Below are 22,740 nucleotides of genomic sequence, written 5' to 3'. Positions count from 1 at the left end.
GACCCATCCTGTCACCCCCGACGGTTGATCGGCGAGAATCGTGACAAGGCACCTCGTGTTACACGCGTGGTACGCTCGCCCCGTGGGCAACCGGTTCAGCTTCTCCGACGAGGCGTTGGCCAACCTGCGGGTCTACGACGTCACGCCGGGGGAAGTCTGGGAGGCCCTGCACAGCACGCGGCGGGTCATCCGGCACCTGGGGGACGACGTCATGGTGGTCTACGCGACCGACCACCGGGGGCGACGCCTCGCGGTGCTGCTGGCCGAGGCCGACGGCACCGACAACGACTGGGACATCCTCTCCGCCCGCGAACTGAGCGACGTCGAGGCCAAGCGCTACGACGACGCGGTGCGGAGGTCACGCCGACGAGGAGGCGGTCACGATGCACCGTAACGACGCGACCAAGCGGTTCCACGACGGCGGCGACGCGCTCGCCGACCTGATCGACGACACCCAGCCCGCGGAGCTGCCCACCCCCGACACCGACGTGCCGATGGTCAGCCGCTCGGTGCGCCTGCCGCTGGAGACGTACGAGCGGGTCCGGGCGGCGGCCGAGACGCGCGGCATCGGGGTGACCACGCTCATGCGCCAGTGGATCGAGGCCGGCCTGGCCGACCTCGACGACTCGGCCACGGTCTCCCTGGCCGACGTGCGCCGGGCCCTGGCCGCGCTGTCCCGCCCCACCGCCGCCTGAGCGTCAGGCCTCCGGGCCGCTGCTCTCCGGCCCCCTCCGCCCGAGCGGGGACCTCGTAGCCGACCGCCGCGGTGAGCACGCCGAGCACGATGACCAGGTGGGTGATCGTGGCCGACGTGCCGAGCCGGCCCGGCACCGCGTTACCCCCGTCCGCCGCCCTCGCTCCCAACGACGGGGCCACCACGCCGGTTGCGCCTTTTTCCCGGCGGGTCACATCGGCGAGGCGGGGCGTTCCGGCGGGCGGCCCCGGGCGCGCAGCGCGTCCGCCACGGCCATCCCGGTGAGCACCGCCGTGACGCCGGCGGCGATGCCGAGCAGCGGCAGCCGGCCCAGCAGCGGCACCCCCAGCACCAGGAGCAGGAGGCCGATCAGGCGGGACCGGGAGACCCGGCCGAACACCTCGTACTCGAAGCGGGCCCGGCCGACCACGAAGAGCGCCGGGCCTCCGACGATGGCCGTCACCCGGACCACGTCGGCGTGCCCCGCGGGCTCGGCGATGGCCACCTCGTAGCCGACCGCCGTGGTCACGATGCCGGCGATCATCGTGAGGTGGGTCCAGGTGGCCGACTGGCCGAGCCGGGCCGGCTGCCGGGCCTCGGCCACCGCCTCGACCAGCACCGAACCCGCCCGGTGGAAGTAGATCCGCCAGAGCAGCACGGTGGTGGCGAAGGCGTCCACGAGGGCGATCCAGCGCAGCAGCGTGAATCCGCTGCCACTGAACCCGACGCCGGCCACGAAGATCATCTCGCCGAGCGCGATGATGGTGAACTGCTGGTACCGCTCGGCCAGGTGCTCGCCGGTCACCGTCCACGTCGTGGCCGACGCCCGGCCCAGCCGGGGCACCGGCCAGCCGGTGACCACGCCCAGGTAGTCGATCACCAGGGCCACCCCCCAGCAGAGCAGCCGCAGGTCCTCCCCGACCAGGCCACCGACGAGCCAGGGCACGGCCGAGACAGCCGACCAGACCAGGATCCGGTCGGACCGATGCCGCTGGACGTGCCGGCGCAGCGCCACCGTCAGGTAGAGCGACCGGCCCAGCTGGATGGAGACGTACCCGGCGGCGAAGCTCAAGCCGTGCGCGCCGTACGCGTCCGGCACCGAGACCGCCATCACCAGGCTGCCGAACATGGACCCGATCATCACCGCCTGGATGGGCGGTTGCTCGGGGTCGTAGTGGCTGGTGGCCCAGGCGGTCAACGACCAGACCATCCAGAGCGCGAGCAGCAGGAACAGCGTCTGCGCCAGTTCCAGCGGAAGGCGTCCGCCACCTGCTGCCACGTCGGTGATCAGGCGCTGCGAGACCCGGGTGAAGGCGAAGACGAAGACGACGTCGAGGAAGAGCTCCAGGAAGGTCGCACGGTGGCTGCCCCCGCCGCCGCGCAGGAGTTCCGCCCCCCGCTCGTCCGTCATCACCCGCCCGCCGTCACCGCCTTGACGATCATGACAACGAGCCAGGGTGGGCGCCGGTTGCGTCAGCCCTTCGCGGCCTTCGCCTCCGCCTTCATCCGCTGCTTGTACTCGCGGACCCGGCGCAGCGACTCAGGATCGGTCACGTCGGCCACCGAGCGGTACGCGTCCACGTCGCCGTAGCCGCCGGCCGCCTCGCGCCAGCCGTCCGGGGTGATCCCGAACCGCTTGCCGAGCAGGGCGACGAAGATCTGCGCCTTCTGCCGGCCGAAGCCGGGCAGCTCGCCGACCCGGCGCAGCAGCTCCCGGCCGTCGGCCGCCTCGGACCAGAGCCGGGCCGGGTCGCCGTCGTAACGCTCGACCAGGGCCCGGCACACCTCCTGCACCCGGGCCGCCATGGCCTTGGGGAACCGGTGCAGGGCCGGCGGCCGGGCGAAGATCTCGACCAGCGCCTCCGGGGGGTGTTCGGCCAGCTCCCGGGCGTCCGGCTCGTGGCCGAGCCGCTGGGCGAGCACGTAGGGAGAGGAGAACGCCTTCTCCATCGGCACCTGCTGGTCCAGCACCATGCCGAGAAGCAGCGCCAGCGGGCTGCGCGCCAGCAGCTCGTTGGCCTGCGGGTCGATGGGCAGCGAGAGCGTCATGCCCCCATCCTGCCGCGCCCGCCGCCGCCCGCCACGGCGACTCCCCGCGACGCGCGACACGGCCCGGTGGACAGGGGTGGAGTCCACCGGGCCGCGGGGCCGCGCCCGATCGTCAGTTGACGACGAAGAGCAGCCGGTTCGGCGAGCCGGAGCCGGGGTCGGTCACCTTGCCGGTGGTGGCGTTGGTGGTCAGGTAGCTGGCCACCTGCGCCGGGCTGTACGACGGGTTGGCACCGAGCACCAGCGCCGCCGCGCCCGCCACGTGCGGCGAGGCCATCGAGGTGCCGCTCAGCGTGCTGCTGGCGGTGTCGCTGGTCCGGTACGCGGAGACGATGCTCGACCCGGGGGCGAAGATGTCCACGCAGGAGCCGTAGTTGGAGAAGGACGAGCGCGCGTCGCTGCTGGTGGTGGAGCCGACGGTGATCGCGGCGGCGGCCCGCGCCGGCGAGTAGTTGCAGGCGTTGGCGCTGGAGTTGCCGGCCGCCACCGCGTACGTGACGCCGGAGTTGACCGAGTTGGTCACCGCGTTGTCGATCGAGCTGCTGACGCCGCCGCCGAGGCTCATGTTGGCCACCGCCGGCTTCACCGCGTTCGAGGTGACCCAGTTGATGCCGCTCACCACGCCGGTGGTGCTGCCGCTGCCGGAGCAGTTGAGCACCTTCACGGCGACCAGCCGGACGCCCTTGGCCACGCCGTACCGGGTGCCGCCGACGGTGCCGGCCACGTGGGTGCCGTGGCCGTTGCAGTCGGTGTTGTTGGTGTCGACGGTGTTGGTGCCCCAGGTGGCCCGGCCGCCGAAGTCGGTGTGGGTGGTCCGGATGCCGGTGTCGATGATGTACGCCCGGACGTTCGAGGCCGTGTTCGGGTAGGTGTAGCTGGCGTCCAGCGGCAGGTTGCGCTGGTCGATCCGGTCGAGGCCCCAGGACGGCGGGTTGGTCTGGGTGGCCTGGGCGCTGACCACCCGGTCCTGCTCGACGTACGCGACGGCCGGGTCGGCCGCCAGCCGGCGGGCCTGGGCGGGGCTCAGCTTCGCGCTGTAGCCGGTCAGGGCGGAGCTCCACACCGTGCCGACGCTGCCGCCGTAGCGCTTGGCCAGGCCGGCGGCCCGGTCCGGCACGGCGGTCCGGGCGGTGAGGCTGTTCGCGGCGCCGACCGTGTCGCTCTTCAGCACCACCAGGTAGCTGCCGCTGATGGCGTCGGGGGCGGAGGCGTAGCGGACGTCGCCGGTCGGCGCGGCGAGGGCGGGGGTGGAGGCGGCGGCGGCGAGGGCCGCGGCGGCGGCCGTGACGGCGAGCGCGCGCAGCGCACGCCGCCGGGGAACGGACACGTCGGGCATCGTCTGGCTCCCTACCGGGCGCTCCCGGGCTCGTGGCCACCGGGACGCCCATCGACGGATGTTGCCGCAGATGCTAGCCATTCATTGATGAACATGAAAGAGGTAACGGCCGATACAGCGGGCTGCCGGTATGGATCCGCCGGGTGCCGGCCGGGCGAGCGCCCCGGGGAGGCAGGATGACGACGTGGACCGTCACGACATGCTGCTCTCCCCCGCCGGGGTCGACGCGCTGCGCACCGCGCTGACCCGGGCGCGCTTCACCGCCAACGGCATCGCCAACCGGCTCGGCCCGCAGGCCACCGGAGCGGTCGCCCGCAACGACTACCGGGCCGCGCTGCGCGCCACCGAGGACCGGGACCCGCTCGGCACGCTGATCCGGGTCTTCATCTGCGACCAGACCGAGCCGGAGCCCGTGGTGGCCGCCGCGCTCGCCCCGCTGACCGTCGGGGAGGCGCTCGCCGGGGGGCTCGTCGAGCGGCACGGCGAGGGGCTGCGCGCCGGCGTCGACCTGGAGCCGTACGGGGACGACTGGTTCGTGCTCGCCGACGTGCCGGCCAGCGCCCGGCCCGGCCGCCCGCTGCACGCCGAGCACGTGCTGGGCATCGGCGGTGCCACCCAGACGCTGATCGGCGCGACCGTGCGCCGGCCGGTGGAGACGGCGCTGGACCTGGGCACCGGCTCGGGCGTCCAGGCCCTGCACCTGTCCACCCACGCCCGTCGGGTGACCGCCACCGACGTCTCCGAGCGGGCGCTGCGATTCGCCGCCACCACCGCCGCCCTCAACGGGCAGGACTGGGAACTGCTCCGCGGCGACCTGGTCGCCCCGGTGGCCGGCCGCCGGTTCGACCTGGTGGTCAGCAACCCGCCGTTCGTTGTCGGGCCCGGCACCACCACGCACGTCTACCGGGACTCGGGCCGGGTCGGCGACGCGATCGGCGCCGAGCTGGCCGCCGCCGCCCCGCACCTGCTCACCGAGGGCGGGACCATGCAGTACCTGGCCAACTGGGTGCACGTCACCGGCGAGGACTGGGCCGAGCGGGTGACCGGCTGGTTCGCCGGCACCGGGCTGGACGCCTGGGTGATCCAGCGCGAGGTGGCCGACCCGATGGCGTACGTCAGCCTGTGGCTCACCGATGTGGGCGAGGCGGCCGACCCGGAGCGGATGGCGGCCTGGCTGGACTGGTTCGACGCGCACAAGGTGGAAGCCATCGGGTTCGGCATCGTCTCCCTGCGGCGGGCCGGTCACGACGAGCCGATCGTCCGGGTGGAGGACCTGCGCCAGCGGGTGGAGCCGCCACTGGGCGACCGGGTTGGCGAGTGGTTCGATCGGCAGGACTGGCTGCGGGCCCGGGACACCGACGGGCTGCTGGCCGCCCGCTACCGGGCCGCCGACGGGCTCCAGCTGCGCCAGGAGGCCACCATGGGCGAGGAGGGCTGGGCGGTGGACCGGCAGGTCCTCGCCATGCCGCGCGGGCTGCGCTGGTCCGAGGAGATCGACCCGCTGGTGCTCGCCCTGGTCGGTGGCGCGGACGGGCGCCTGCCGCTGCGCGACCAGCTCGCCCTGCTGGCCGCCGCGCACGACGTCACCCCGGACGAGCTGGCGGAGGCGGCCGGGCCGATCGTGGCGCACCTGGTCGAGCGGGGCATCGTCGAGCCGGTGGCGGACTGATGCGGGCCGTGGTGCAGACGGTCGGCCGGGCCGCCGTGACGGTCGACGGCGAGGTGGTCGGCGAGATCGCCGACGGGCTGCTGGTGCTGCTCGGGGTGACCCACACGGACACCCCGCAGGTGGCCGCCACCATGGCCCGCAAGATCCACGAGCTGCGCATCCTGGACGACGAGCGCAGCGCCGCCGACACCGGCGCCCCCGTCCTCGTGGTCAGCCAGTTCACCCTCTACGGCGACGCCCGCAAGGGCAGACGTCCGAGCTGGACCGCCGCCGCCCCCGCGGAACTGGCGGAACCCCTGGTGGAGGCGGTGGTGCGAGAGCTGCGCCAGCGCGGCGCCAAGGTCGAGACCGGCCGCTTCCGCACCCACATGCTGGTGGAGAGCGTCAACGTCGGGCCGCGTACCGTGCTGCTCGAACTCTGACCACCGGGCGGCAGCGACGCGGCCCGATGGACGACACGATGGTGGCGGAGTCGCGCCAGGGCACTACTCCGCCAACGCTGGCCGTTCACCCGGCCTGGCCGCGGCGGTAGAACCGTCGCATGTCATCGCCCTCACATCCCACCCCCCACAGCCGAACGAGACGGCGGCTGATCGCCGTCGCGGCGGCCGCCGGGCTGGTCGCGGCCGGGTTCGCCGTGATCGAGACGCCGGCCGCCGCGGCCGGTCCGCCCACCACGCCACCGGCCCCGACCCGGGACCGGCACACCGTCACCCTGATCACCGGCGACGTGGTCACCGTGACCACCCTCGCCGACGGCCGGTCGACGGCCGACGTCGACCGGCCCGACCACGCCACCGGCGGCGTCCACCTCCAGGAGAGCGGCGGCGACCTGTACGTGCTGCCCGACGAGGCGCTGCCGCTGCTGGGCGCCAACCGGCTGGACCGGCGGCTGTTCAACGTCACCGACCTCATCGAGATGGGGTACGACGACGCCCGGACCGCCGCGCTGCCGCTGATCGCCACCTACCCGAAGGCGTCGGCCCGCGCGGCCCGCCCGGCCGCGCCGCGCGGCAGCCGGCTCGTCCGCGACCTGCCCAGCGTCACCGGTGCCGCGCTGGCCGCCGACAAGAAGCAGGCCCGCGCCTTCTGGTCCACCGTCGCGCCCACGCCGGCGCCCCGCTCCGCCGCCGCGCTCGGTGCCGGGCTCGGCAAGCTCTGGCTGGACGGGCGGGTGACGGCCAACCTGAAGGAGAGCGTGCCGCAGGTCGGCGCGCCCGAGGCGTGGGCCGCAGGCTACGACGGCAGCGGCGTGACGGTCGCGGTGCTGGACACCGGGGTCGACGCGACCCACCCCGACCTGGTCGATCAGGTCGACGAGAAGGTCAGCTTCGTGCCGGGCGAGGACACCTCCGACGTCAACGGGCACGGCACCCACGTCGCCTCGACGATCGCAGGCACCGGCGCGGCCTCCGGCGGGGCCAACAAGGGCGTCGCGCCGGGCGCTGACCTGATCGTCGGCAAGGTGCTCAGCAACGAGGGGTACGGCCAGGACTCCTGGATCCTCGCCGGCATGCAGTGGGCGGCCGAGTCCGGCGCGGACGTGATCAGCATGAGCCTCGGCGACTCGTCCCTGACCGACGGCACCGACCCGATGGCGCTCGCGGTGGACACCCTCTCCGCGCAGTACAAGACGCTGTTCGTCATCGCCGCCGGCAACGCCGGACCGCAGACCATCGGGTCGCCCGGCACCGCCGCCAGCGCCCTGACCGTCGGTGCCGTGGACAAGCAGGACCAGCTCGCCTGGTTCTCCAGCACCGGCCCGCTGGCGCGTACCGGAGCCCTGAAGCCGGACCTCGCCGCGCCCGGCGTCGGCATCACGGCGGCCCGCTCGCAGCAGAGCGGCGGCTCCGGCATGTACCAGAGCATGGACGGCACCTCGATGGCCACCCCGCACGTCTCGGGAGCCGCGGCGATCCTCACCCAGCGGCACCCGGACTGGTCCGGCCAGCAGGTGAAGGAAGCGCTGATGAGCAGCGCGAAGGGCCTGGCCGACAGCTACACCCCGTACGAGGTGGGCAGCGGCCGGCTCGACGTCGCGGCCGCCGTGCGGAACGGCGTGCGGGCCACCGGCTCGGCGTTCTTCGGCAACTTCGACTGGCCGCACGAGCCCACCGACGCCCCGGTCACCAGGCCGGTGACGTTCACCAACTCCGGCAGCACGGCCGTCACCCTCGACCTGGCCGTCACCGGGACCGGACCGTTCTCGCCGGGCGCCTCCTCGGTGACCGTGCCGGCGGGCGGCAGCGTGGACGTGCCGGTGACGGGCGACCCGCGAGGTGGGGCGTACGGGCAGGTCACCGGCTACCTGGTCGGCACCGACGCGGCCACCGGCAGGGCCGTCACCCGCACCGCCCTCGGCCTGCTCAAGGAGGACGAGCGGTACGACCTGACGGTCAAGCTGCGCGGCCGGGACGGCAAGCCGGCGAGTGCGACCGTCGTGGTGAAGAAGGCCGGCGAGTGGTACCCGTGGCAGTACGCCGTGGACGGCGAGCGGACGCTGCGCCTGCCGCCGGGCACGTACACGGTGGAGGCGGCGCTGGACGTCCCGGGTGAACGGGCGGACGGCCTGGGCCTCGCCCTGCTGGTGGACCCGGAGACGGTGCTCGACCGCGGGGCCGAGGTGGTGCTGGACGCGAGCCGGGCCCGGCTGCTGGAGACCACGGCGCCGCAGCGCACCGAGGACCGGCAGCGCCGGCTCGACTTCGAGGTCGGGTACGCCAACGGCGACGGCTTCCGGGAGGCCTACCAGATCCCGGTGAAGTACGACGACCTCTACGTCATGCCGACCGAGAAGGTCACCCAGGGGTCGTTCACCATGGCGGCCCGGTGGCGCAAGGGCGAGCCGATGCTGACGCTGGCGGCCGCCGGCCGGCTGCCGATCGACGCCACGGTGCAGCCGGGCGCCACCCTCACCGCGGGCGCCGAGACCCTGCGGCCGGTCTATGCCGGCACCGGCACCCCCGACGAGTACGCGGGCCTGGCCGTCAAGGGCGGGATCGCCGTGGTGACCCGCAGCGACGTGATCGGTGCCGCCGACCGGGCCGCCGCCGCGGCGGCCGCCGGGGCGAAGCTGCTGCTGGTCGTCAACGACGGAGCCGGCATCCTCAACGAGTACGTCGGCGAGTCCCCGATCCCCGTCGCCACCGTGCGCCGCGACGCCGGCGCGAAGCTGATCGAGGTGGCGAAGGCCGGCGCGCCGAAGCTCAACGTCACCCGCACGCCCTACGCGAACTACGTCTACGACCTGACCCGGGTCTGGCCCGACCAGGTGCCAGACCGGCCGCTCACCTACCACCCGGGCCGGAACGACCTGGCCCGGATCGACGCGCGCTACCACGCGGTCAAGGACACCCCCGGTGCCGGCTACCGGTACGACATGACGTTCAGCCCCGCACTCGGCTTCCGGGAGTCCGAGTGGCACCCCGGCACCCGCACCGAGTGGGTCACTCCGGACGTGGTCTGGCACGAGGTGCACCAGCAGGGCAGTTGGACCGACACCGCGTACTTCAACACCTACGCCCGGGGCAGCACGACCCGGTTGGACTGGTTCGCGCCCGCCGTCCGGCCGGCCTTCAACCGGGCGTTCGCGGTCCGGAACAGCCGCTACCAGGACTACCTGACCCTCAACGTGCAGGCCTGGAGCCCGTCGGACGCCGTGCTCGAGCACGGCGGCAACCTGGACTGGGGCTCGGTGCCGACGAACCTCAAGCTCTACCAGGGCAGCACGCTGCTGCACGAGAACAAGTTCTCCTCCGACCTGCAGTGGAAGAAGGTGCCGGCCGGCACGCTGCCGTACCGGCTGGTGCTGGACGCGTCGCGGCCCGCGGCCGAGTGGCGGCTGTCGACCCGTACGCACACCGAGTGGGACTTCGTCTCCAGCTCGAACACGGCGGACAACTTCGTCCCGTTCGCGCTGCTCCAGCTCGACTACGCGCTGGAGACCGACCTGCGCGGCGACGTCAAGGCCGGCACCAGCCAGCGGATCAGCGTCAAGGCGGGACCGCAGCCGGGCGGCACCGGCACCGGGAACATCACCTCGGTGGGCCTGGAGGTCTCGTACGACGACGGCGTTACCTGGCAGCCGGTGACCCTGAACCGGGGCGACGGCGACCGCTGGAACGGCTCGCTCAAGCTGCCGAACCGGCCGGGCGGCTTCGTCTCGGTGCGGGCCGAGGCGCGCACCGACGCCGGCTTCGGCATCCGGCAGGAACTCACCCGCGCGTACGGCCTGCGGTGAGGTGGCCGGCGGGGCCCCGGGACGGGCACCGTCCCCCCGGGGCCCCGCCGGGGCCGTCGCCAGCCCTGCCCTGGTCAAGATCCATGAAGATGCCCCATACTCTCCGTGCCGTCGGCGGAGGGAGGCAGCCACCGATGCTGGGCGTGTTGGGTCTGGGCCCGGACGACGAGGCGGTCTACGGCCTGCTGGTCCGGCAGGCCCAGGCCGGTCCGGCCGAACTCGCCGACGCCCTGCGGATGCCGGTCGCCGCGGTCGAGGCGGCGCTGTCCCACCTGACCGCGTGCGGCCTGGTGAAGTACGGCCCGGACGACGAGTTCTCGGTGGCCCCGCCCGCGGTGGCACTCGGGGCGCTGCTCAGCGAGCAGCGCAACGCCCTGCGCAGCGCCGAACTGGCGCTGGTCACGCTCGCCGAGGAGTACCGCGGGGCGGTCGCGGGCCGCGCCATCGACGAACTCATCGAGGTGGTCAGCGGTGTCGACGCCGTCCGGCACCGATTCGCGCAGGTGCAGCACGCCGCCCGCAGCGAGGTCCGCACCTTCGTCACCACCCCCTTCATCGCTGTGCCGCCGGGTGAGAACGCCGTGGAGTCGGTGGCGGTCGCCCAGGGGGTGCGGTTCCGGGTGGTGATCGACCGGCCCACCCTCGCCGAGCCCGGCGTGATCGCCGAGACCATCCAGTCCCTGCGTGACGGCGTCGAGGTGCGGGTGGTCGAGTCCCTGCCGATCAAGCTGATCCTGGCCGACGCCGAACTGGCCCTGGTGCCGTTGACCGCCACGCCCGGCGGCGAGCCCGGCGCGGTGCTGCTGCACCGCACCGGGCTGCTGGCGGCGATGGACGCGCTGTTCGAGATCGTCTGGCGGCACGCCCACCCGCTCGACGCGGCGGCGTTGACCGGTGCGGCCGGCGACCTCGTGGTCACCGGCGACCCGGACGGCCTGACCGAGCTGGACCGCAGGATCCTGGCGCTGCTGCTGGCCGGGCTCACCGACCACGTCGTCGCGGCCCAGCTCGACCTCTCCCTGCGGACCCTCCAGCGACGCCTGCGCCACCTCATGGACCTCGCCGGCGTGCAGACCCGGATGCAGCTGGGCTGGCACGCCGCCCGCCACCACTGGGCCTGACCGCCGGCGCCCGAGATCAGAAGAAGAGGCCGCGGCGGGAGAGGGACTGGCGGAGCCAGCCGTCGAGCTGGGCGGTCCAGTCGGTGCGGTCCGCCGTGGCGTGGTCGACGGTGAAGCGGCCGAAGGCGTCGTGGCCCTCGGTGAACAGGCCGCCGCGCTTGTCCAGCTCCAGCACCACGTGCATCTGGTGCGGGTCGGTCACGAAGGTGAGTTCGAGCTGGTTCATGGCGCGCGCGTACTGGGGCGCCGGGTGGAACTCGATCTCCTGGTAGAACGGCAGGCTCTGCCGCAGGCCGTAGATGTGGCCGCGCTCGACGTCGGCCCGGGCGAACCGGAAACCCAGCCGCAGCAGCGCCTCCAGCAGCCGCTCCTGGGCCGGCAGCGGGTGCACCGCCACCGCGTCCAGGTCGCCCTTGTCGACCGACCGGGCCACCTCCAGCTCGGTCCGCAGTCCCATGGTCATGCCGTGCAGGTGCTGGCCGTACAGGTCGGTGAGCGGGGTCTCCCAGGGCACCTGGAAGCGGAACGGCACGTCGTACCGCTGCCCCGGGTCCAGCCGGAACGCGCCGGTCACCTGGGCCCGGCCGAACTCCTGGGTGGTGTCGTACTCCGAGTCGCCGCTCTCCACCTCGACCCGGGTGACCAGACCGAGTGCGAGGTAGCTCACGTCCACCGGGTGGTCCCCGCCGACCACCTGGATCCGGCCCTCCAACTGGCCGCCGGGACGGCAGTTCGGGTTGGCCAGCACCGTCTCCACCGACGGTCCACCCACACCCATCGCCTGCATGAGCCGCTTGAAGACCACCACGTCCTCCGATCGCCTGTGCGTGCCGAGCCTCGCTGGCCGGCCGCTGGCACGGTAACCGGGCCCGGCAAGGCACAGCCGAGGTTCCGCCCGGATTGCTGTCGGGTCCCCGATCGCCTCACTCCCGTTTCACGCCCCGCCCGCCAAGCTGTTTCTCACCGGCACCACCGCGCCGGCGAACGGCACGGAACCGGTACGGCACGACGGACACGGGGAGAGACAGAGATGGCCCAGCAGATGATCGAGCACCAGGAACTGGACGTCACCCTGACCGACCTGGACGCCACCGACGAGCGCGGCGTCTCCACGGACCTGGTCCGGGCGTACCTGAACGGCATCGGCCGCACCAAGCTGCTCACCGCGGCGCAGGAGGTCGAGCTGAGCAAGCGGATCGAGGCCGGCCTCTTCGCCGAGGAGAAGCTCTCCACCTGCACCCCGGTCTCCACCGAGCTGCGCGCCGACCTGGAGCTGATCGCGGCCGAGGGCCGCGCCGCCAAGGACCACCTGCTGGAGGCGAACCTGCGGCTGGTGGTGAGCATCGCCAAGCGCTACACCGGCCGCGGCATGGCCTTCCTCGACCTCATCCAGGAGGGCAACCTCGGCCTGATCCGCGCGGTCGAGAAGTTCGACTACGCCAAGGGCTACAAGTTCTCCACCTACGCCACCTGGTGGATCCGCCAGGCCATCACCCGCGCCATGGCCGACCAGGCCCGCACCATCCGCATCCCGGTGCACATGGTCGAGCAGGTCAACCGGATGGTCCGGGTCCGCCGCGAGCTGTCGGTCACGCTGGGCCGGGAGCCCACCGTCGCCGAGGTGGCCACCGCGCTGGAGATCCCGGAGTACCAGGTGATCGAGCTGATCTCGTACGACCGGGAGCCGGTGAGCCTGGACCAGACGGTCGGCGAGGACGGCGAGAGCGCGCTGGGCGACTTCGTCGCCGCGGTGGACCCCAACGCGGAGCCGGGCGACGCCGCCGGCAACGGCGAACTGCGCAACGAGGTACGCATCGTGCTGGCCACCCTCTCCCAGCGGGAGCAGGCCGTGATCCGGCTGCGGTTCGGCCTGGACGACGGCCGGCAGCGCACCCTTGACGAGGTGGGCCGCGAGTTCGGGCTGTCCCGGGAGCGGATCCGGCAGATCGAGAAGGTGACCCTGCTCAAGCTGCGCGCCCCGGAGCGGGCCAACCGGCTGGAGGCGTACGCCTGCTGACCCGACCCGACCCACCCGACAGGTCCCGGCGGTTCGCCGGGGCCTGTCGCGCTTGAAGCGACTGCCCGCGGCGACCACCCTGGGACGATGAACTGGACACTGGAAGTGGTGGTGGTGCCGGTCTCCGACGTGGACCGGGCCAAGGAGTTCTACGCCGAGCGGCTCGGCTTCGCCGTCGACCATGACACCGATCTGGGGGGCGTCGGGCGGATCGTCCAACTCACGCCCCCGGGCTCCGGGTGCTCGATCGTCCTCGGCCGGGGCGTCGTGCCCGAGATGCCGCCGGGCTCGCTCAAGGGGCTGCAACTGGTCGTGCCGGACCTGGAGAAGGCCCGCGCCGAGCTGGTCGAGCGGGGCGTCGAGGTCAGCGAGATCCAGGTGGTCGGGCAGAACCCGCGCCCGGTGCCGCACCCGCTGGACAACGTCGGCTTCGTCTTCCTCACCGACCCGGACGGCAACGCCTGGGCCGTGCAGCAGATCTCCAGCCGGGCCTGAGCCTCACAGCCGGCGCGGGCCGGTGTCGGGGCGGGGCGCCTCGGCGCCGGTGCGGACGGTGGCGTGCAGCACCGAGATGCCGTCCGGCCGGGCCAGCACCGGGTTGAGGGTGAGCGACCGCACCCGGGGCTGCTCGTCGGCGAGCCGCCCGACCCGCAGCAGCAGGTCGACCAGGGCGGCCCGGTCCACCGGCGCGGCGCCCCGGTGCCCGTGCAGCAGCGGCGCGGCCCGGGGCTCGTCGACCAGTTCGGCGGCGTCCCGGTCGGTCAGCGGCACCGCCCGCCAGGCCCGGTCGCCGAGCAGCTCGGTGGCCACGCCACCCAGGCCGAAGCCGACCACCGGCCCGAACGCCGGGTCCTCCACCAGCTCCACCACGCAGGCCACCCCGGGCGGGACCATCGGCTGGACCAGCACGTCCGCGCCGAAGACCGGGGCCATCTCGGCGTACGCGCGGCGCAGCGCGGCGGCGTCGGCCAGGTCGAGCCGGACCGCGCCCAGGTCGAGGCGGTGTCGCAGCCCGGGGGCGGCCGCCTTGAGCGCGACCGGCCAGCCGAGCCGCCCGGCCGCCGCCACCGCCTCCTCGGCCGAGTGCGCGGGCGCCGACTCCGCCACGTCGATCCCGTACGCGCGCAGCAGCGCCGCCGTCTCGGCCCCGTCGGGCCGCAGCGCGGCCTGCCCGGCCGACCGGTCGACCCGGCCCAGCTCGGGCAGCACCCCGGGCGGGCGGCGCAGCCAGTCGGCGTACGTGGTGACCCGGGCCAGGGCCCGGACCGCCTCCTCCACGCTCGGGTACGCGGGCACCCCGGCGGGCACCCGGCCGGCGAGGAAGGTGGCCACCACCGGCTTGCCGGTGGTCCGCGCGTCGGGCAGGGCGGCGGTGAAGTCGCCCTCGGGGTCGGTGAGCTGGCCGGGCAGCGGCGGGGCGAAGACCGCCACCACGGCGTCCACCCGCTCGTCGGCGGCGGAGGCGGCCAGCGCGGCGGCGTACTCGGCGGCGGTGGCCCGGGGGCCGACGTCGTGCGGGTAGCCGTCGGCCACGGTGAGGCCCTGGGCGGCGCAGGCCGTGGCGGCGAGCCCGGTCAGCGCCGAGGAGTTGCCGACCACGGCGACCCGGCGGCCGGCCGGCAGCGGCTGGTGGGCCAGGAGCACGCCGACGTCGAGCAGTTCGGCGACGGTGTCCACCCGGATCACCCCGGACTGGGCGAAGAGCGCGCTGACCGCGGCGGCGTCCAGGGCCGGGGCGTCCCCGACCCCCGGCGGGCGGGCCAGCGAGGCGAGCGCCACCACCGGCTTGCTCCGGCCGATCCGCCGGGCCAGCCGGGCGAACTTGCGCGGGTTGCCGAACGTCTCCAGGTAGAGGGTGATGACATCGGTGCCGGGATCGTCCTGCCAGTACTGGAGCAGGTCGTTGCCGGAGACGTCGGCCCGGTTGCCGGCGGAGACGAAGCTGGACAGGCCGAGGCCGCGCCGGGACGCCTCGGCGAGCAGGGCCACCCCGAACGCGCCGGACTGGCTGAAGACGCCGACCCGGCCGGGGGCGGGCAGCACCGGGGCGAGGGTGGCGTTGAGGCGTACCGCCGGGTCGGTGTTGGCCACGCCGAGGCAGTTCGGGCCGACCACCCGCATGCCGGCCAGGTGGGCGGCGCGGACCAGGGCGCGCTGGGCGGCCGCCCCGGCCGGGCCGGACTCGGCGAACCCGGCCGAGATCACCACCAGCCCGTGCGCGCCGGCCTTCGCGGCGTCGGCGACCACCTCGGTCACCGCCTCGGGCGCGACGGCCACCACGGCCAGGTCGATGTCCTCGCCGGCGTCGGCCGCCGACGGGTACGCGGGCAGCCCCGCCACGGTGGCCGCGGTCGGGTGCACCGGGACGATCGCGCCGGTGAACCCGCCGTCGCGCAGGTGCCCGAGCAGGGCCGCGCCGACCCCCTGGCCGGTGGTGCTGGCGCCGTAGACGGCGATGCCGCGCGGGGCGAGCAGCCGGGCGATCGAGCGGGCCTCGGTGCGGTGCTCCCGGCCGCGCTGCACCTCCAGGGTCGCCTCGGTGGGGGCGATCGGGAAGTTCAGGTGCACCACGCCGTCGGCGAACTGGCGCTGGACCTGGTAGCCGAAGTCGGAGAAGACCCGCAGCATCGTCCCGTTGGCCGGGAGCACCTCGGCGACGAAGTGCACGATGCCGTAGCGCCGGGCCGCGTCGGCCAGGTGCTCCAGCAGCACCGAGCCGATGCCCCGGCCCTGGTACGCGTCCTCGACCACGAAGGCCACCTCGGCCTCGGGCGAGGCGGGGCCGAGCCGCTCGTACCGGCCGACGGCGACGATCCGGTCGCCGGCCAGCACCACGAACGCCTCCCGGTCGCGGTGGTCGACGGTGACGAACCGCTGCAGGTCCCGCTCCGGGATCCGCGGGTACGGCGAGAAGTAGCGCAGGTAGCGGGTGCGCTCGGAGAAGCGCGAGTGCATCGCCACGATCGCGGCGGCGTCGTCCGGACGGATCTGCCGCAGCTGGACGGTCGTGCCGTCGCTGAGCAGCACGTCCACCGGTTGCTCCACGGTGGTCACCGGTCGGTCCTCCCCACCCGGCGGATCAGTCGCGCGGGTCGTGCGGGTCGAGCCCGAGCAGCGGGAAGACCGCCTTGCGGGTCGCCGCGACGGCCCGGTCCACCGCGGTCGGCTCGCCGCTCGGCTGCCACGGCTGGTACGACGGGTCGACATCGTCGGTCATCCGCAGCGGCACCTCGTGCCCGGGTCGCCGGCGCGCCGCCAGTTCCCGCCAGCCCGGCGGGGTGAGCGTGGCCGGGTCCAGCGGCTCCCCGGTGGCCACCGCGAGCAGGTGCGTCCAGGCCCGCGGCACCACCTCGACCAGCGCGTACCCGCCGCCGCCGGTGGCCACCCAGCGGCCGTCGCACAGTTCGTCGGCGAGGGCGCGCAGCGCCCGGTAGGTGGCAAGCTGCCCGTCGACGGAGAGGTGCAGGTCGGCGAGGGGGTCGAGCCGGTGTCCGTCCGCCCCGCACTGGGTGACCAGCACCTGCGGCCGGAACGCCCGCAGCACCGACGGCACGATCGCGTGGAACGCCCGCTGCCAGCCCGCGTCGCCGACCCCGGGCGGCAGCGGCACGTTGACGGCGGAACCCTCCGCGCCCGGCCCGCCGGTCTCGTCGGGGAACCCGGTGCCGGGGAAGAGCGCCAGCGGGGTCTCGTGCAGGCTGACCGTGAGCACCCGCGGGTCCCGGTAGAAGATCTCCTGCACGCCGTCGCCGTGGTGCACGTCCACGTCCACGTACGCGATCCGCTCCGCGCCGAGCTCGAGCAGGCGGGCGATGGCCACCGCCGGGTCGTTGTAGACGCAGAAGCCGGCGGCCCGGGCCGGCATGGCGTGGTGCAGCCCACCGGCCACGTTGACCGCCCGCCGGGCCTCGCCCCGCCAGACCGCCTCGGCCGCGGCCACGCTCGCCCCGGCGATCAGCGCACTCGACTCGTGCATGCCCTCGAAGACCGGGTTGTCGGAGGTGCCGAGGCCGAAGCCGGCGAAGAGCGGATCCCGGGGCGCGGCCCGCACGGCGTCCAGGTAGCGCGGGTCGTGCACCCGGGTCAGCAGCGCGTCGTCGGCCGGCGCCGGCTTCACCAGCCGGACCCCGGGCCGGTCCAGCACCCCCAGCTCGCGGGCGAGCGCCATGGTCAACTCGACCCGCACCGGGTCGAGGGGATGGTCGCCCATGTCGTACCCGAGCAGGGCCTCGTCCCACACCACCACCGTGTCCTCGGCCATGGGGCCATCGTCGCACGCGGGTCGGGGCGGGCCCACGGCACGCGCGGCTCAGCGGCGCGATGTCTCCCCGGTGGCCACCGGACGGTCCGGGTCGGCCACCCAGTTGCTCCACGAGCCGACGTACAGGGCGGCGTCCGGGCGGCCGGCCAGGTGCAGCGCCAGGACCGCCTGGGCGGCGGTCACCCCCGAGCCGCAGTACGCGCCGACCGGCGTGCCCTCGGCCACCCCGGCGGCGGCGAACCGCTCGCGCAGGGCCTCGGCGGCGGGGAAGCGCCCCTCGGCGACGTACCCGGGCGCGGGCAGGTTGACCGCGCCCGGGATGTGCCCGGCGACCGGGTCGATCGGCTCGGTCTCGCCCCGGTAGCGGGGTGCTGCCCGCACGTCGAGCAGCACCCCGGTGCCGGCGGCGGCCAGCCGGGCGGCCTCCCCCGCGTCCAGCACCGGAAGCTCGCCCGGGGTGACCCTGACGTCACCGGGCGGAGGCGCGGGCGCCTCGGTGGAGAGCGGCAGGCCGGCCGCGACCCAGGCCGGGAAGCCGCCGTGCAGCACCCGGACCGCCCGGTGGCCGGCCCAGCGCAGGGTCCACCAGGCGCGGGCGGCCGACATGCCGTCGCCGCCGTCGTACACCACCACGGGGTGACCGGCGCGCACACCGGCGGCCCGCAGCGCGGCCTGGAGCGCGGCGGGGTCGGGCAGCGGGTGCCGGCCGGCGGCGCCCGGCCGGCCGCAGAGTTCGGTGTCCAGGTCGACGAAGACGGCGCCGGGCAGGTGACCGGCCAGGTAGTCCTTCCGGCCGGGCGGCCCGGCGAGCCGCCAGCGGACGTCGAGCAGGGTGGGCGGGTCGGCGCGGTCGAGCTCGGCGGCGAGCCGGTCGGGCTCGACCAGCAGGTCTTCGGTTCCGGACATGCGGTCCAGTCAACACCATCCGGGCAGCGACCTCCCGGTTCGGCGGCCGTTGATCGTCGGGGGTCCGGGGTAGCATCGAACGCCGGAGGGCCGCTGACGTGAAGCATGACCTGGTCGACACGACCGAGATGTACCTGCGCACCATCCTCGAGCTGGAAGAGGAGGGGGTGCCGCCGCTGCGTGCCCGGATCGCGGAGCGGCTGAAGCAGAGTGGTCCCACCGTCAGCCAGACCGTCGCCCGGATGGAGCGCGACGGCCTGCTCACCGTCGAGGGCGACCGGCACCTGACGCTCACCGCGCTGGGCCGCGGCACGGCGGTTTCGGTCATGCGCAAGCACCGGTTGGCCGAGCTGCTGCTGGTGAACGTGATCGGGATGCCCTACGAGGAGGCCCACGATGAGGCCTGCCGGTGGGAGCACGTGATGAGCGACGCGGTGGAGAAGCGGGTCTACGACCTGCTCAACCGCCCGACCCGCTCGCCCTACGGCAACCCGATCCCGGGCCTGGAGGAGCTGGGCGAGCCGGGCCTGCGGGAGGCCGAGACCGCGGAGAGCGAGCGCAACCTGGCCTTCCCGGGCCTCTCCGGACCGGTCGTGGTGCGGCGGATCTGCGAGAGCGTGCAGACCGACGCGGATGTGCTCCGGCAGTTGCACGCGGCGGGCGTCGACCCGGGCGCCACGGTGACCGTGGCCCAGGAGCGCGACGGCGTCTCCATCGACCGCTCCGGCGACCGGGTGCGGCTGCCCCGCGAGGTGGCCTCCCGGGTCTTCGTCGCGGCCCGCTGAGCCGCCCGGTCCCGCCCCGCGCGGCGGTCAGAGCTGCCGGGTGTCGATCACCTTGGCGAGGTTGACCAGCTTCCCGGCCACCTTGTCGGCCTCGGCCGTGGCCGTGCCGCGCGGGCTGGTCCAGCGCAGCGTGGCCAGCCGCCCCTCGCTGGCCAGCCAGCCCACCTCGGCCGTCGGGCCGTCCTTCGCGGTCTTCGGCAGCGTGTGCCGGTAGCCGATCTTCCCGAGCTTGGTGACCTTCTTCGCGCCCCGGGGCAGCACGTCCAGGGTGAAGGTCGACGTGTCGATCGACGTGTCGGTCACCGTGAGGGTCAGCTCCGGCAGCACGGCCTGCTCGGCGCGGACCACGCAGGTGTGGGTGTCCCCCTTGTCCATGGCGGCGGCCACGTCGAACCTGCCGCCGGTGTGCTTGGCGATCACCGCGAAGTCGAGCAGCCGGCACGCCCCGCCCGACGAGGCCGCGGAGACCTCGACCGCCCTCGGTTCCGCCGCCGGCGCCGCCACCGGCGGGACCTCCCTGGCGCAGCCGGCGGTCAGCAGTACGGCCGAAGCGGCCAGCCAGGTCCGGGCGCGCACGTGGAGACCTCCGCTGTCGTCGGCGGGAACCGCCCGCCGGATGTCCGTCGGACACCGTACGGGGTGCCCACCGGGGACGGAAGACCTCAATCGTCCACATACGGACAGTGCCGGCATCCTCGCCCGCAGCACGTACCGCGGCGGGCCAGGAAACCGGCGCTCAGCACGAAGAGCCCGGTGACCGGGTCCAGGTAGCCGGCCTCGCCGGCGGCCAGGGCGGCGGCGTGCGCGGCCAGGATCCGCTCCCGGTCGGGATGGTCGGGCGACAGCCGCGACGGGTGCGGCTCGGTCAACGGCCGGTCCGCCAACGGTCGTCGCTCTCCGGTCACCGGGCGAGTCTACGGAGCCCGCGTCGCCCGCCCCGCCGGCGGTTCAGCCGTGCCGGGCGAAGGCCGCGGCGACCGCCGGCCGGTCCGCGCCACCGGCCAGCAGCATCCGGAGCAGCACCTTGGCCTTGTACGGGTCGAGCAGCCCACCGCAGACCAGCCCGCGCCGCCGCAGGTCGGTCTCCGAGCCGACCGCACCGTAGGTGTCCCGCAGCACCGAACCCGCTCCGGTACGCGAGGCGAGCACCACCGGCATCCGCGCGGCCAGCCCGCCCAGCGCCGGGGCGAAGTTCGGCGGCACGTGCCCCACCCCGAAGCCGGCCACCACCAGCCCATCCAGGCCCGGGGCCAGCGAGTCGAGCAGCGCCAGGTCGTCGTCGAGGGTGACGGTGTGCAGCGCCACCCGGGTGGCGGCGAGCCGGTCCCGGTCCACCGGCGGCAGCGGCACGTGCCGGGGCGGGCGGATGAGCAGGCGTACCGCGCCCTCGATGACGTGCCCGAGCGGGCCGGCGTTGGGCGAGGCGAAGGTGGCCGTGCTGGTGCTGTGGGTCTTGCGGACGAACCGGGCGGCGTGGATCTCGTCGTTGAACGCCACCAGCACGCCGAGGTCCCGCGCGGCCGGCGCGGCGGCGACCCGGGCCGCGGCGAGCAGGTTGGCCGGGCCGTCCGGGCCGGCCAGGGTGGGGTTGCGCATGGCGCCCGTGAACACCAGCGGCTCCGGGTGCGGCCAGACCAGGTCGGCCAGGAACGCGGTCTCCTCCAGGGTGTCGGTGCCCTGGGTGACCACCACGCCGGCCGCCCCGTCGGCGACCGCCGCGCCGGCCGCGTCCACCAGGTCCAGGATCTGCCGGTACGCCAGGGCGGCGCTCGGCACCGCCTCGACGTCCCGCACGTCGAGCGGGAGGTCGGCCAGCCCCGGTACGGCGGCGGTGAGGTCGGCGCCGGTGAGCCGGCTGACCACTCCCCCGGCGCCGGTGCCCGCCATGGCGATCGTGCCGCCCAGGGTGAAGAGCGCGACGGTCACCGCTCGGCCTTGCGGGCGAGCAGGAACGCCTGCGGCCCCCGGTCGAGTTCCTCCGCTTCGCGGACCAGCGTGGCGTGCACGGCCAGGCCGGCCGCCGTGAGCTGCTCGGCCAGCCGGTCCGGCGGCAGCCAGTACACGTCGTACGAGACGGTGTGGCCGTACGCCTGCTCCAGCCGGATCCGCTGGTCGCCGGCCTTGACCGCGACCAGCAGGTGACCGCCCGGGGCGAGCACCCGGTGGAACTCGGCGAACACCCCGGGCAGCAGCTCCGGTGGCAGGTGGATGATCGAGTACCAGGCGACGAGACCGGCCAGCGCCTCGTCGGGGGTGTCCAGCGCGGTCATCGAGCCGACCTCGAAGCGCAGCTCCGGATGGTTCCGGCGGGCCACCTCAAGCATGCCCGGGGAGAGGTCGACACCGGAGATGTCGAGCCCGAGACCGCGGAGGTGGGCGGTGATCCGGCCGGTCCCGCAACCCGCCTCCAGCACCGGCCGGCCGGGCCCGACCAGCTCCGCGAACGCGGCCAGCATCCCCCGGTCGAGGGGGCCCTCCAGCACGTCGGGGATCAGCCGTGCGTAGTCCACGGCCACCGTGTCGTAGGCGGCGCGCGTCTCGGTGAGCCAGGTCGGTTCGATCATGAAAGTCGACCCTAGTCGCCGGCCGGCCCCGCGTCCGCCCGCACCCGGCCCAGGTAGGCCACGAACGCCTCCGGCCGCTCGAACAGCGACCGGTGACCCGCACCCGGGATGACCAGGTGGTCCTTACGCGGGGCCTGGAGCTGCGCGTACCACTCGTCGAAGAGGCGCAGCCGGCCGGGCACCTCGTGCGCGCCGTCCACGAACCACACCGGCACCCGCAGCTCGCGGACGTCCCGGCGGAAGTCCAGGTCCTGCAACCGGGGGTAGAGCACGTCCCAGCCGTCGAGGAAGCCGAACAGGTGCACCTTCTCCAGTGGACTGTATTCCGGCACGCCCAGGTTGCCGGCCACCCCGGTCTCGTCCTCGCTCGCCCCGGTGCGGTCGAACGCGAAGGCGCCGGCCTCGTTGGTCAGCAAGGCCTCGTAGGCCCAGATGTCCCGGTAGGGCGGCGGACCCTGGGCCGCCATCCGCTCGGCGAGGTCGTCGCGGCCCGTCCGGCGGGCCCAGGCGAGGGTGTCCGCGTACTGGCTGCGGTCCGCCTCGCGCAGGCTCACCACCTGCCCGACCCCCACGTAGCCGGCGAACATCTCGGGATGGCGCCGCACGGCGAGCAGACCGGGAACGGTGCCGCCGGAGTGGGCGAGCAGGTGGATCCGGTCCCGGCCGAGCCGCTGCCGCAGGTGCCGGGTCACCGCGAGCAGGTCGTCGACCTCGTCCTCCAGGCTCCAGTCCGCCGCGGAGCGGAACCCCGACCAGGAACGCGGGCCACCCGACCGGTCCCAGACGGCCACCACGAACTGCTGTTCCAGGGCGGCCAGGTGCCGGCGGACGGAGCCGACCTCCGAGCCGCCGGGCGGGCCGGGTACCACCAGCAGCACCGGGGCGTTCCGGTCCGTACCCCGGATCAGCAGTCCCAGGTCGCGCCCGGCGGAGGCGACGGTGTCGAAGCGGGCGATGCCACCGGGGATCGGGTCGGTGCGGCCCGGCACCGCCGCACCCGCGGTGACCAGGGCGAGGAGGGCGGCGAGCAGGCCCACGCCCGCCCGGCCCGACCAGCGCGGCAGCGGCCGGCGCGGCGCCGTGCCGTCGAGCCGGCGG

At 74.6% G+C, this 22,740-nt stretch carries 21 protein-coding genes; 9 read left to right on the top strand and 12 right to left on the bottom strand.

Annotated features, from left to right (window positions below):
* The first annotated feature begins 82 nt into the window (after positions 1-82).
* Entirely contained in the window at positions 83-394 is a 312-nt protein-coding gene (locus B0E53_RS04635; protein ID WP_244167872.1) for a hypothetical protein, read from the top strand.
* Positions 384-695 carry a hypothetical protein gene (locus B0E53_RS04630; protein WP_107074827.1) on the top strand — a complete coding sequence of 104 codons (312 nt, stop codon included), beginning with the start codon at positions 384-386 and terminating at the stop codon, positions 693-695. The genes B0E53_RS04635 and B0E53_RS04630 overlap by 11 nt, the downstream gene beginning before the upstream one ends.
* Before the next feature lie 210 nt (positions 696-905).
* Here the strand turns inward: B0E53_RS04630 and B0E53_RS04625 are convergent, their stop codons facing one another.
* The 3 genes from B0E53_RS04625 to B0E53_RS04615 all read right to left on the bottom strand — a co-directional run bounded on the left by B0E53_RS04625 (position 906) and on the right by B0E53_RS04615 (position 4,079).
* Complete coding sequence (locus B0E53_RS04625; RefSeq protein WP_107074826.1) at positions 906-2,105, bottom strand: low temperature requirement protein A; 1,200 nt, start codon at positions 2,103-2,105, stop codon at positions 906-908.
* Between the two features lie 62 nt (positions 2,106-2,167).
* Positions 2,168-2,743, bottom strand: coding sequence for an HhH-GPD-type base excision DNA repair protein (locus B0E53_RS04620; RefSeq protein WP_107074825.1), 576 nt, complete (start codon positions 2,741-2,743; stop codon positions 2,168-2,170).
* A 112-nt stretch (positions 2,744-2,855) separates the two neighbouring features.
* Positions 2,856-4,079 carry a S8 family peptidase gene (locus B0E53_RS04615; RefSeq protein ID WP_107074824.1) on the bottom strand — a complete coding sequence of 408 codons (1,224 nt, stop codon included), beginning with the start codon at positions 4,077-4,079 and terminating at the stop codon, positions 2,856-2,858.
* Between the two features lie 184 nt (positions 4,080-4,263).
* Here B0E53_RS04615 and B0E53_RS04610 point away from each other — a divergent pair, with 184 nt between their 5' ends.
* The 4 genes from B0E53_RS04610 (at position 4,264) to B0E53_RS04595 (ending at position 11,109) form a co-directional block, all read left to right on the top strand.
* The gene (locus B0E53_RS04610) at positions 4,264-5,748 is read left to right on the top strand and encodes a methyltransferase (RefSeq protein WP_210405921.1); all 1,485 of its coding nucleotides are present in this window, start codon (positions 4,264-4,266) and stop codon (positions 5,746-5,748) included.
* The gene (gene dtd, locus B0E53_RS04605; RefSeq protein ID WP_107074823.1) at positions 5,748-6,170 is read left to right on the top strand and encodes a D-aminoacyl-tRNA deacylase; all 423 of its coding nucleotides are present in this window, start codon (positions 5,748-5,750) and stop codon (positions 6,168-6,170) included. Before B0E53_RS04610 ends, dtd begins: the two co-directional genes overlap by 1 nt.
* 119 nt (positions 6,171-6,289) lie before the next feature.
* Positions 6,290-9,988, top strand: coding sequence for a S8 family serine peptidase (locus B0E53_RS04600; protein WP_107074822.1), 3,699 nt, complete (start codon positions 6,290-6,292; stop codon positions 9,986-9,988).
* 134 nt (positions 9,989-10,122) lie between these two features.
* On the top strand, positions 10,123-11,109 hold the full coding sequence (locus B0E53_RS04595) for a transcriptional regulator TrmB (protein ID WP_107074821.1): 987 nt from the start codon (positions 10,123-10,125) through the stop codon (positions 11,107-11,109).
* A gap of 16 nt (positions 11,110-11,125) precedes the next feature.
* Here B0E53_RS04595 and B0E53_RS04590 read toward each other — a convergent pair whose 3' ends face one another.
* A complete protein-coding gene (locus B0E53_RS04590) occupies positions 11,126-11,914 on the bottom strand; it encodes a sporulation protein (protein WP_107074855.1) in 789 nt (262 codons plus the stop codon).
* Between the two features lie 225 nt (positions 11,915-12,139).
* Between B0E53_RS04590 and sigB the strand changes: the two genes are divergently transcribed.
* Both sigB and B0E53_RS04580 read left to right on the top strand, forming a co-directional pair.
* Positions 12,140-13,126 (top strand): RNA polymerase sigma factor SigB, encoded by a 987-nt coding sequence (gene sigB, locus B0E53_RS04585; RefSeq protein WP_107074820.1) that lies wholly within the window; start codon positions 12,140-12,142, stop codon positions 13,124-13,126.
* An 87-nt stretch (positions 13,127-13,213) separates the two neighbouring features.
* Positions 13,214-13,621, top strand: a complete 408-nt coding sequence (locus B0E53_RS04580) for a VOC family protein (RefSeq protein ID WP_107074819.1) — start codon at positions 13,214-13,216, stop codon at positions 13,619-13,621.
* 3 nt (positions 13,622-13,624) lie between these two features.
* On the opposite strand, the gene B0E53_RS04575 is transcribed toward B0E53_RS04580, so the two are convergent.
* From B0E53_RS04575 to B0E53_RS04565, 3 genes are read right to left on the bottom strand one after another with little or no spacing between them, the layout of a single operon-like run.
* A complete protein-coding gene (locus B0E53_RS04575; protein WP_107074818.1) occupies positions 13,625-16,180 on the bottom strand; it encodes a bifunctional GNAT family N-acetyltransferase/acetate--CoA ligase family protein in 2,556 nt (851 codons plus the stop codon).
* A gap of 25 nt (positions 16,181-16,205) precedes the next feature.
* A complete protein-coding gene (locus tag B0E53_RS04570) occupies positions 16,206-17,387 on the bottom strand; it encodes an acetoin utilization protein AcuC (protein ID WP_107074817.1) in 1,182 nt (393 codons plus the stop codon).
* Positions 17,388-17,435: 48 nt separating this feature from the next.
* Positions 17,436-18,293 (bottom strand): sulfurtransferase, encoded by an 858-nt coding sequence (locus B0E53_RS04565; protein WP_107074816.1) that lies wholly within the window; start codon positions 18,291-18,293, stop codon positions 17,436-17,438.
* A 98-nt stretch (positions 18,294-18,391) separates the two neighbouring features.
* Between B0E53_RS04565 and B0E53_RS04560 the strand changes: the two genes are divergently transcribed.
* Positions 18,392-19,078 (top strand): metal-dependent transcriptional regulator, encoded by a 687-nt coding sequence (locus B0E53_RS04560; RefSeq protein WP_107074815.1) that lies wholly within the window; start codon positions 18,392-18,394, stop codon positions 19,076-19,078.
* Positions 19,079-19,105: 27 nt separating this feature from the next.
* Here B0E53_RS04560 and B0E53_RS04555 read toward each other — a convergent pair whose 3' ends face one another.
* The 5 genes from B0E53_RS04555 to B0E53_RS04535 form a co-directional block, all read right to left on the bottom strand.
* Positions 19,106-19,654, bottom strand: coding sequence for a hypothetical protein (locus tag B0E53_RS04555; RefSeq protein ID WP_107074814.1), 549 nt, complete (start codon positions 19,652-19,654; stop codon positions 19,106-19,108).
* A gap of 86 nt (positions 19,655-19,740) precedes the next feature.
* Positions 19,741-19,983 (bottom strand): DUF5522 domain-containing protein, encoded by a 243-nt coding sequence (locus tag B0E53_RS04550; protein ID WP_107074813.1) that lies wholly within the window; start codon positions 19,981-19,983, stop codon positions 19,741-19,743.
* 43 nt (positions 19,984-20,026) lie between these two features.
* Positions 20,027-21,004 carry an asparaginase domain-containing protein gene (locus tag B0E53_RS04545; protein ID WP_107074812.1) on the bottom strand — a complete coding sequence of 326 codons (978 nt, stop codon included), beginning with the start codon at positions 21,002-21,004 and terminating at the stop codon, positions 20,027-20,029.
* Positions 21,001-21,642 carry a class I SAM-dependent methyltransferase gene (locus B0E53_RS04540; protein WP_107074811.1) on the bottom strand — a complete coding sequence of 214 codons (642 nt, stop codon included), beginning with the start codon at positions 21,640-21,642 and terminating at the stop codon, positions 21,001-21,003. Before B0E53_RS04540 ends, B0E53_RS04545 begins: the two co-directional genes overlap by 4 nt.
* 11 nt (positions 21,643-21,653) lie before the next feature.
* Positions 21,654-22,740 (bottom strand): alpha/beta hydrolase (locus tag B0E53_RS04535; protein ID WP_107074810.1); only part of this gene is annotated, 1,087 nt, incomplete at its 5' end.

Origin of the sequence: Micromonospora sp. MH33, assembly GCF_003013775.1 — a bacterium.
Taxonomy (GTDB): domain Bacteria; phylum Actinomycetota; class Actinomycetes; order Mycobacteriales; family Micromonosporaceae; genus Micromonospora; species Micromonospora fulviviridis.
Note: the sequence above shows the minus strand (reverse complement) of the source record. Positions and strands in the feature narration are given on the sequence as shown.

Bases quoted from the DNA above. Each gene is read 5' to 3' on its own strand.
- B0E53_RS04600 (WP_107074822.1), top strand. From the start codon at position 6,290: ATGTCATCGCCCTCACATCCCACCCCCCACAGCCGAACGAGACGGCGG.
- B0E53_RS04625 (WP_107074826.1), bottom strand. From the start codon at position 2,105: ATGACGGACGAGCGGGGGGCGGAACTCCTGCGCGGCGGCGGGGGCAGC.
- B0E53_RS04565 (WP_107074816.1), bottom strand. From the start codon at position 18,293: ATGTCCGGAACCGAAGACCTGCTGGTCGAGCCCGACCGGCTCGCCGCC.
- dtd (WP_107074823.1), top strand. From the start codon at position 5,748: ATGCGGGCCGTGGTGCAGACGGTCGGCCGGGCCGCCGTGACGGTCGAC.
- sigB (WP_107074820.1), top strand. From the start codon at position 12,140: ATGGCCCAGCAGATGATCGAGCACCAGGAACTGGACGTCACCCTGACC.
- B0E53_RS04620 (WP_107074825.1), bottom strand. From the start codon at position 2,743: ATGACGCTCTCGCTGCCCATCGACCCGCAGGCCAACGAGCTGCTGGCG.
- B0E53_RS04570 (WP_107074817.1), bottom strand. From the start codon at position 17,387: ATGGCCGAGGACACGGTGGTGGTGTGGGACGAGGCCCTGCTCGGGTAC.
- B0E53_RS04595 (WP_107074821.1), top strand. From the start codon at position 10,123: ATGCTGGGCGTGTTGGGTCTGGGCCCGGACGACGAGGCGGTCTACGGC.
- B0E53_RS04580 (WP_107074819.1), top strand. From the start codon at position 13,214: ATGAACTGGACACTGGAAGTGGTGGTGGTGCCGGTCTCCGACGTGGAC.
- B0E53_RS04540 (WP_107074811.1), bottom strand. From the start codon at position 21,642: ATGATCGAACCGACCTGGCTCACCGAGACGCGCGCCGCCTACGACACG.
- B0E53_RS04615 (WP_107074824.1), bottom strand. From the start codon at position 4,079: ATGCCCGACGTGTCCGTTCCCCGGCGGCGTGCGCTGCGCGCGCTCGCC.
- B0E53_RS04630 (WP_107074827.1), top strand. From the start codon at position 384: ATGCACCGTAACGACGCGACCAAGCGGTTCCACGACGGCGGCGACGCG.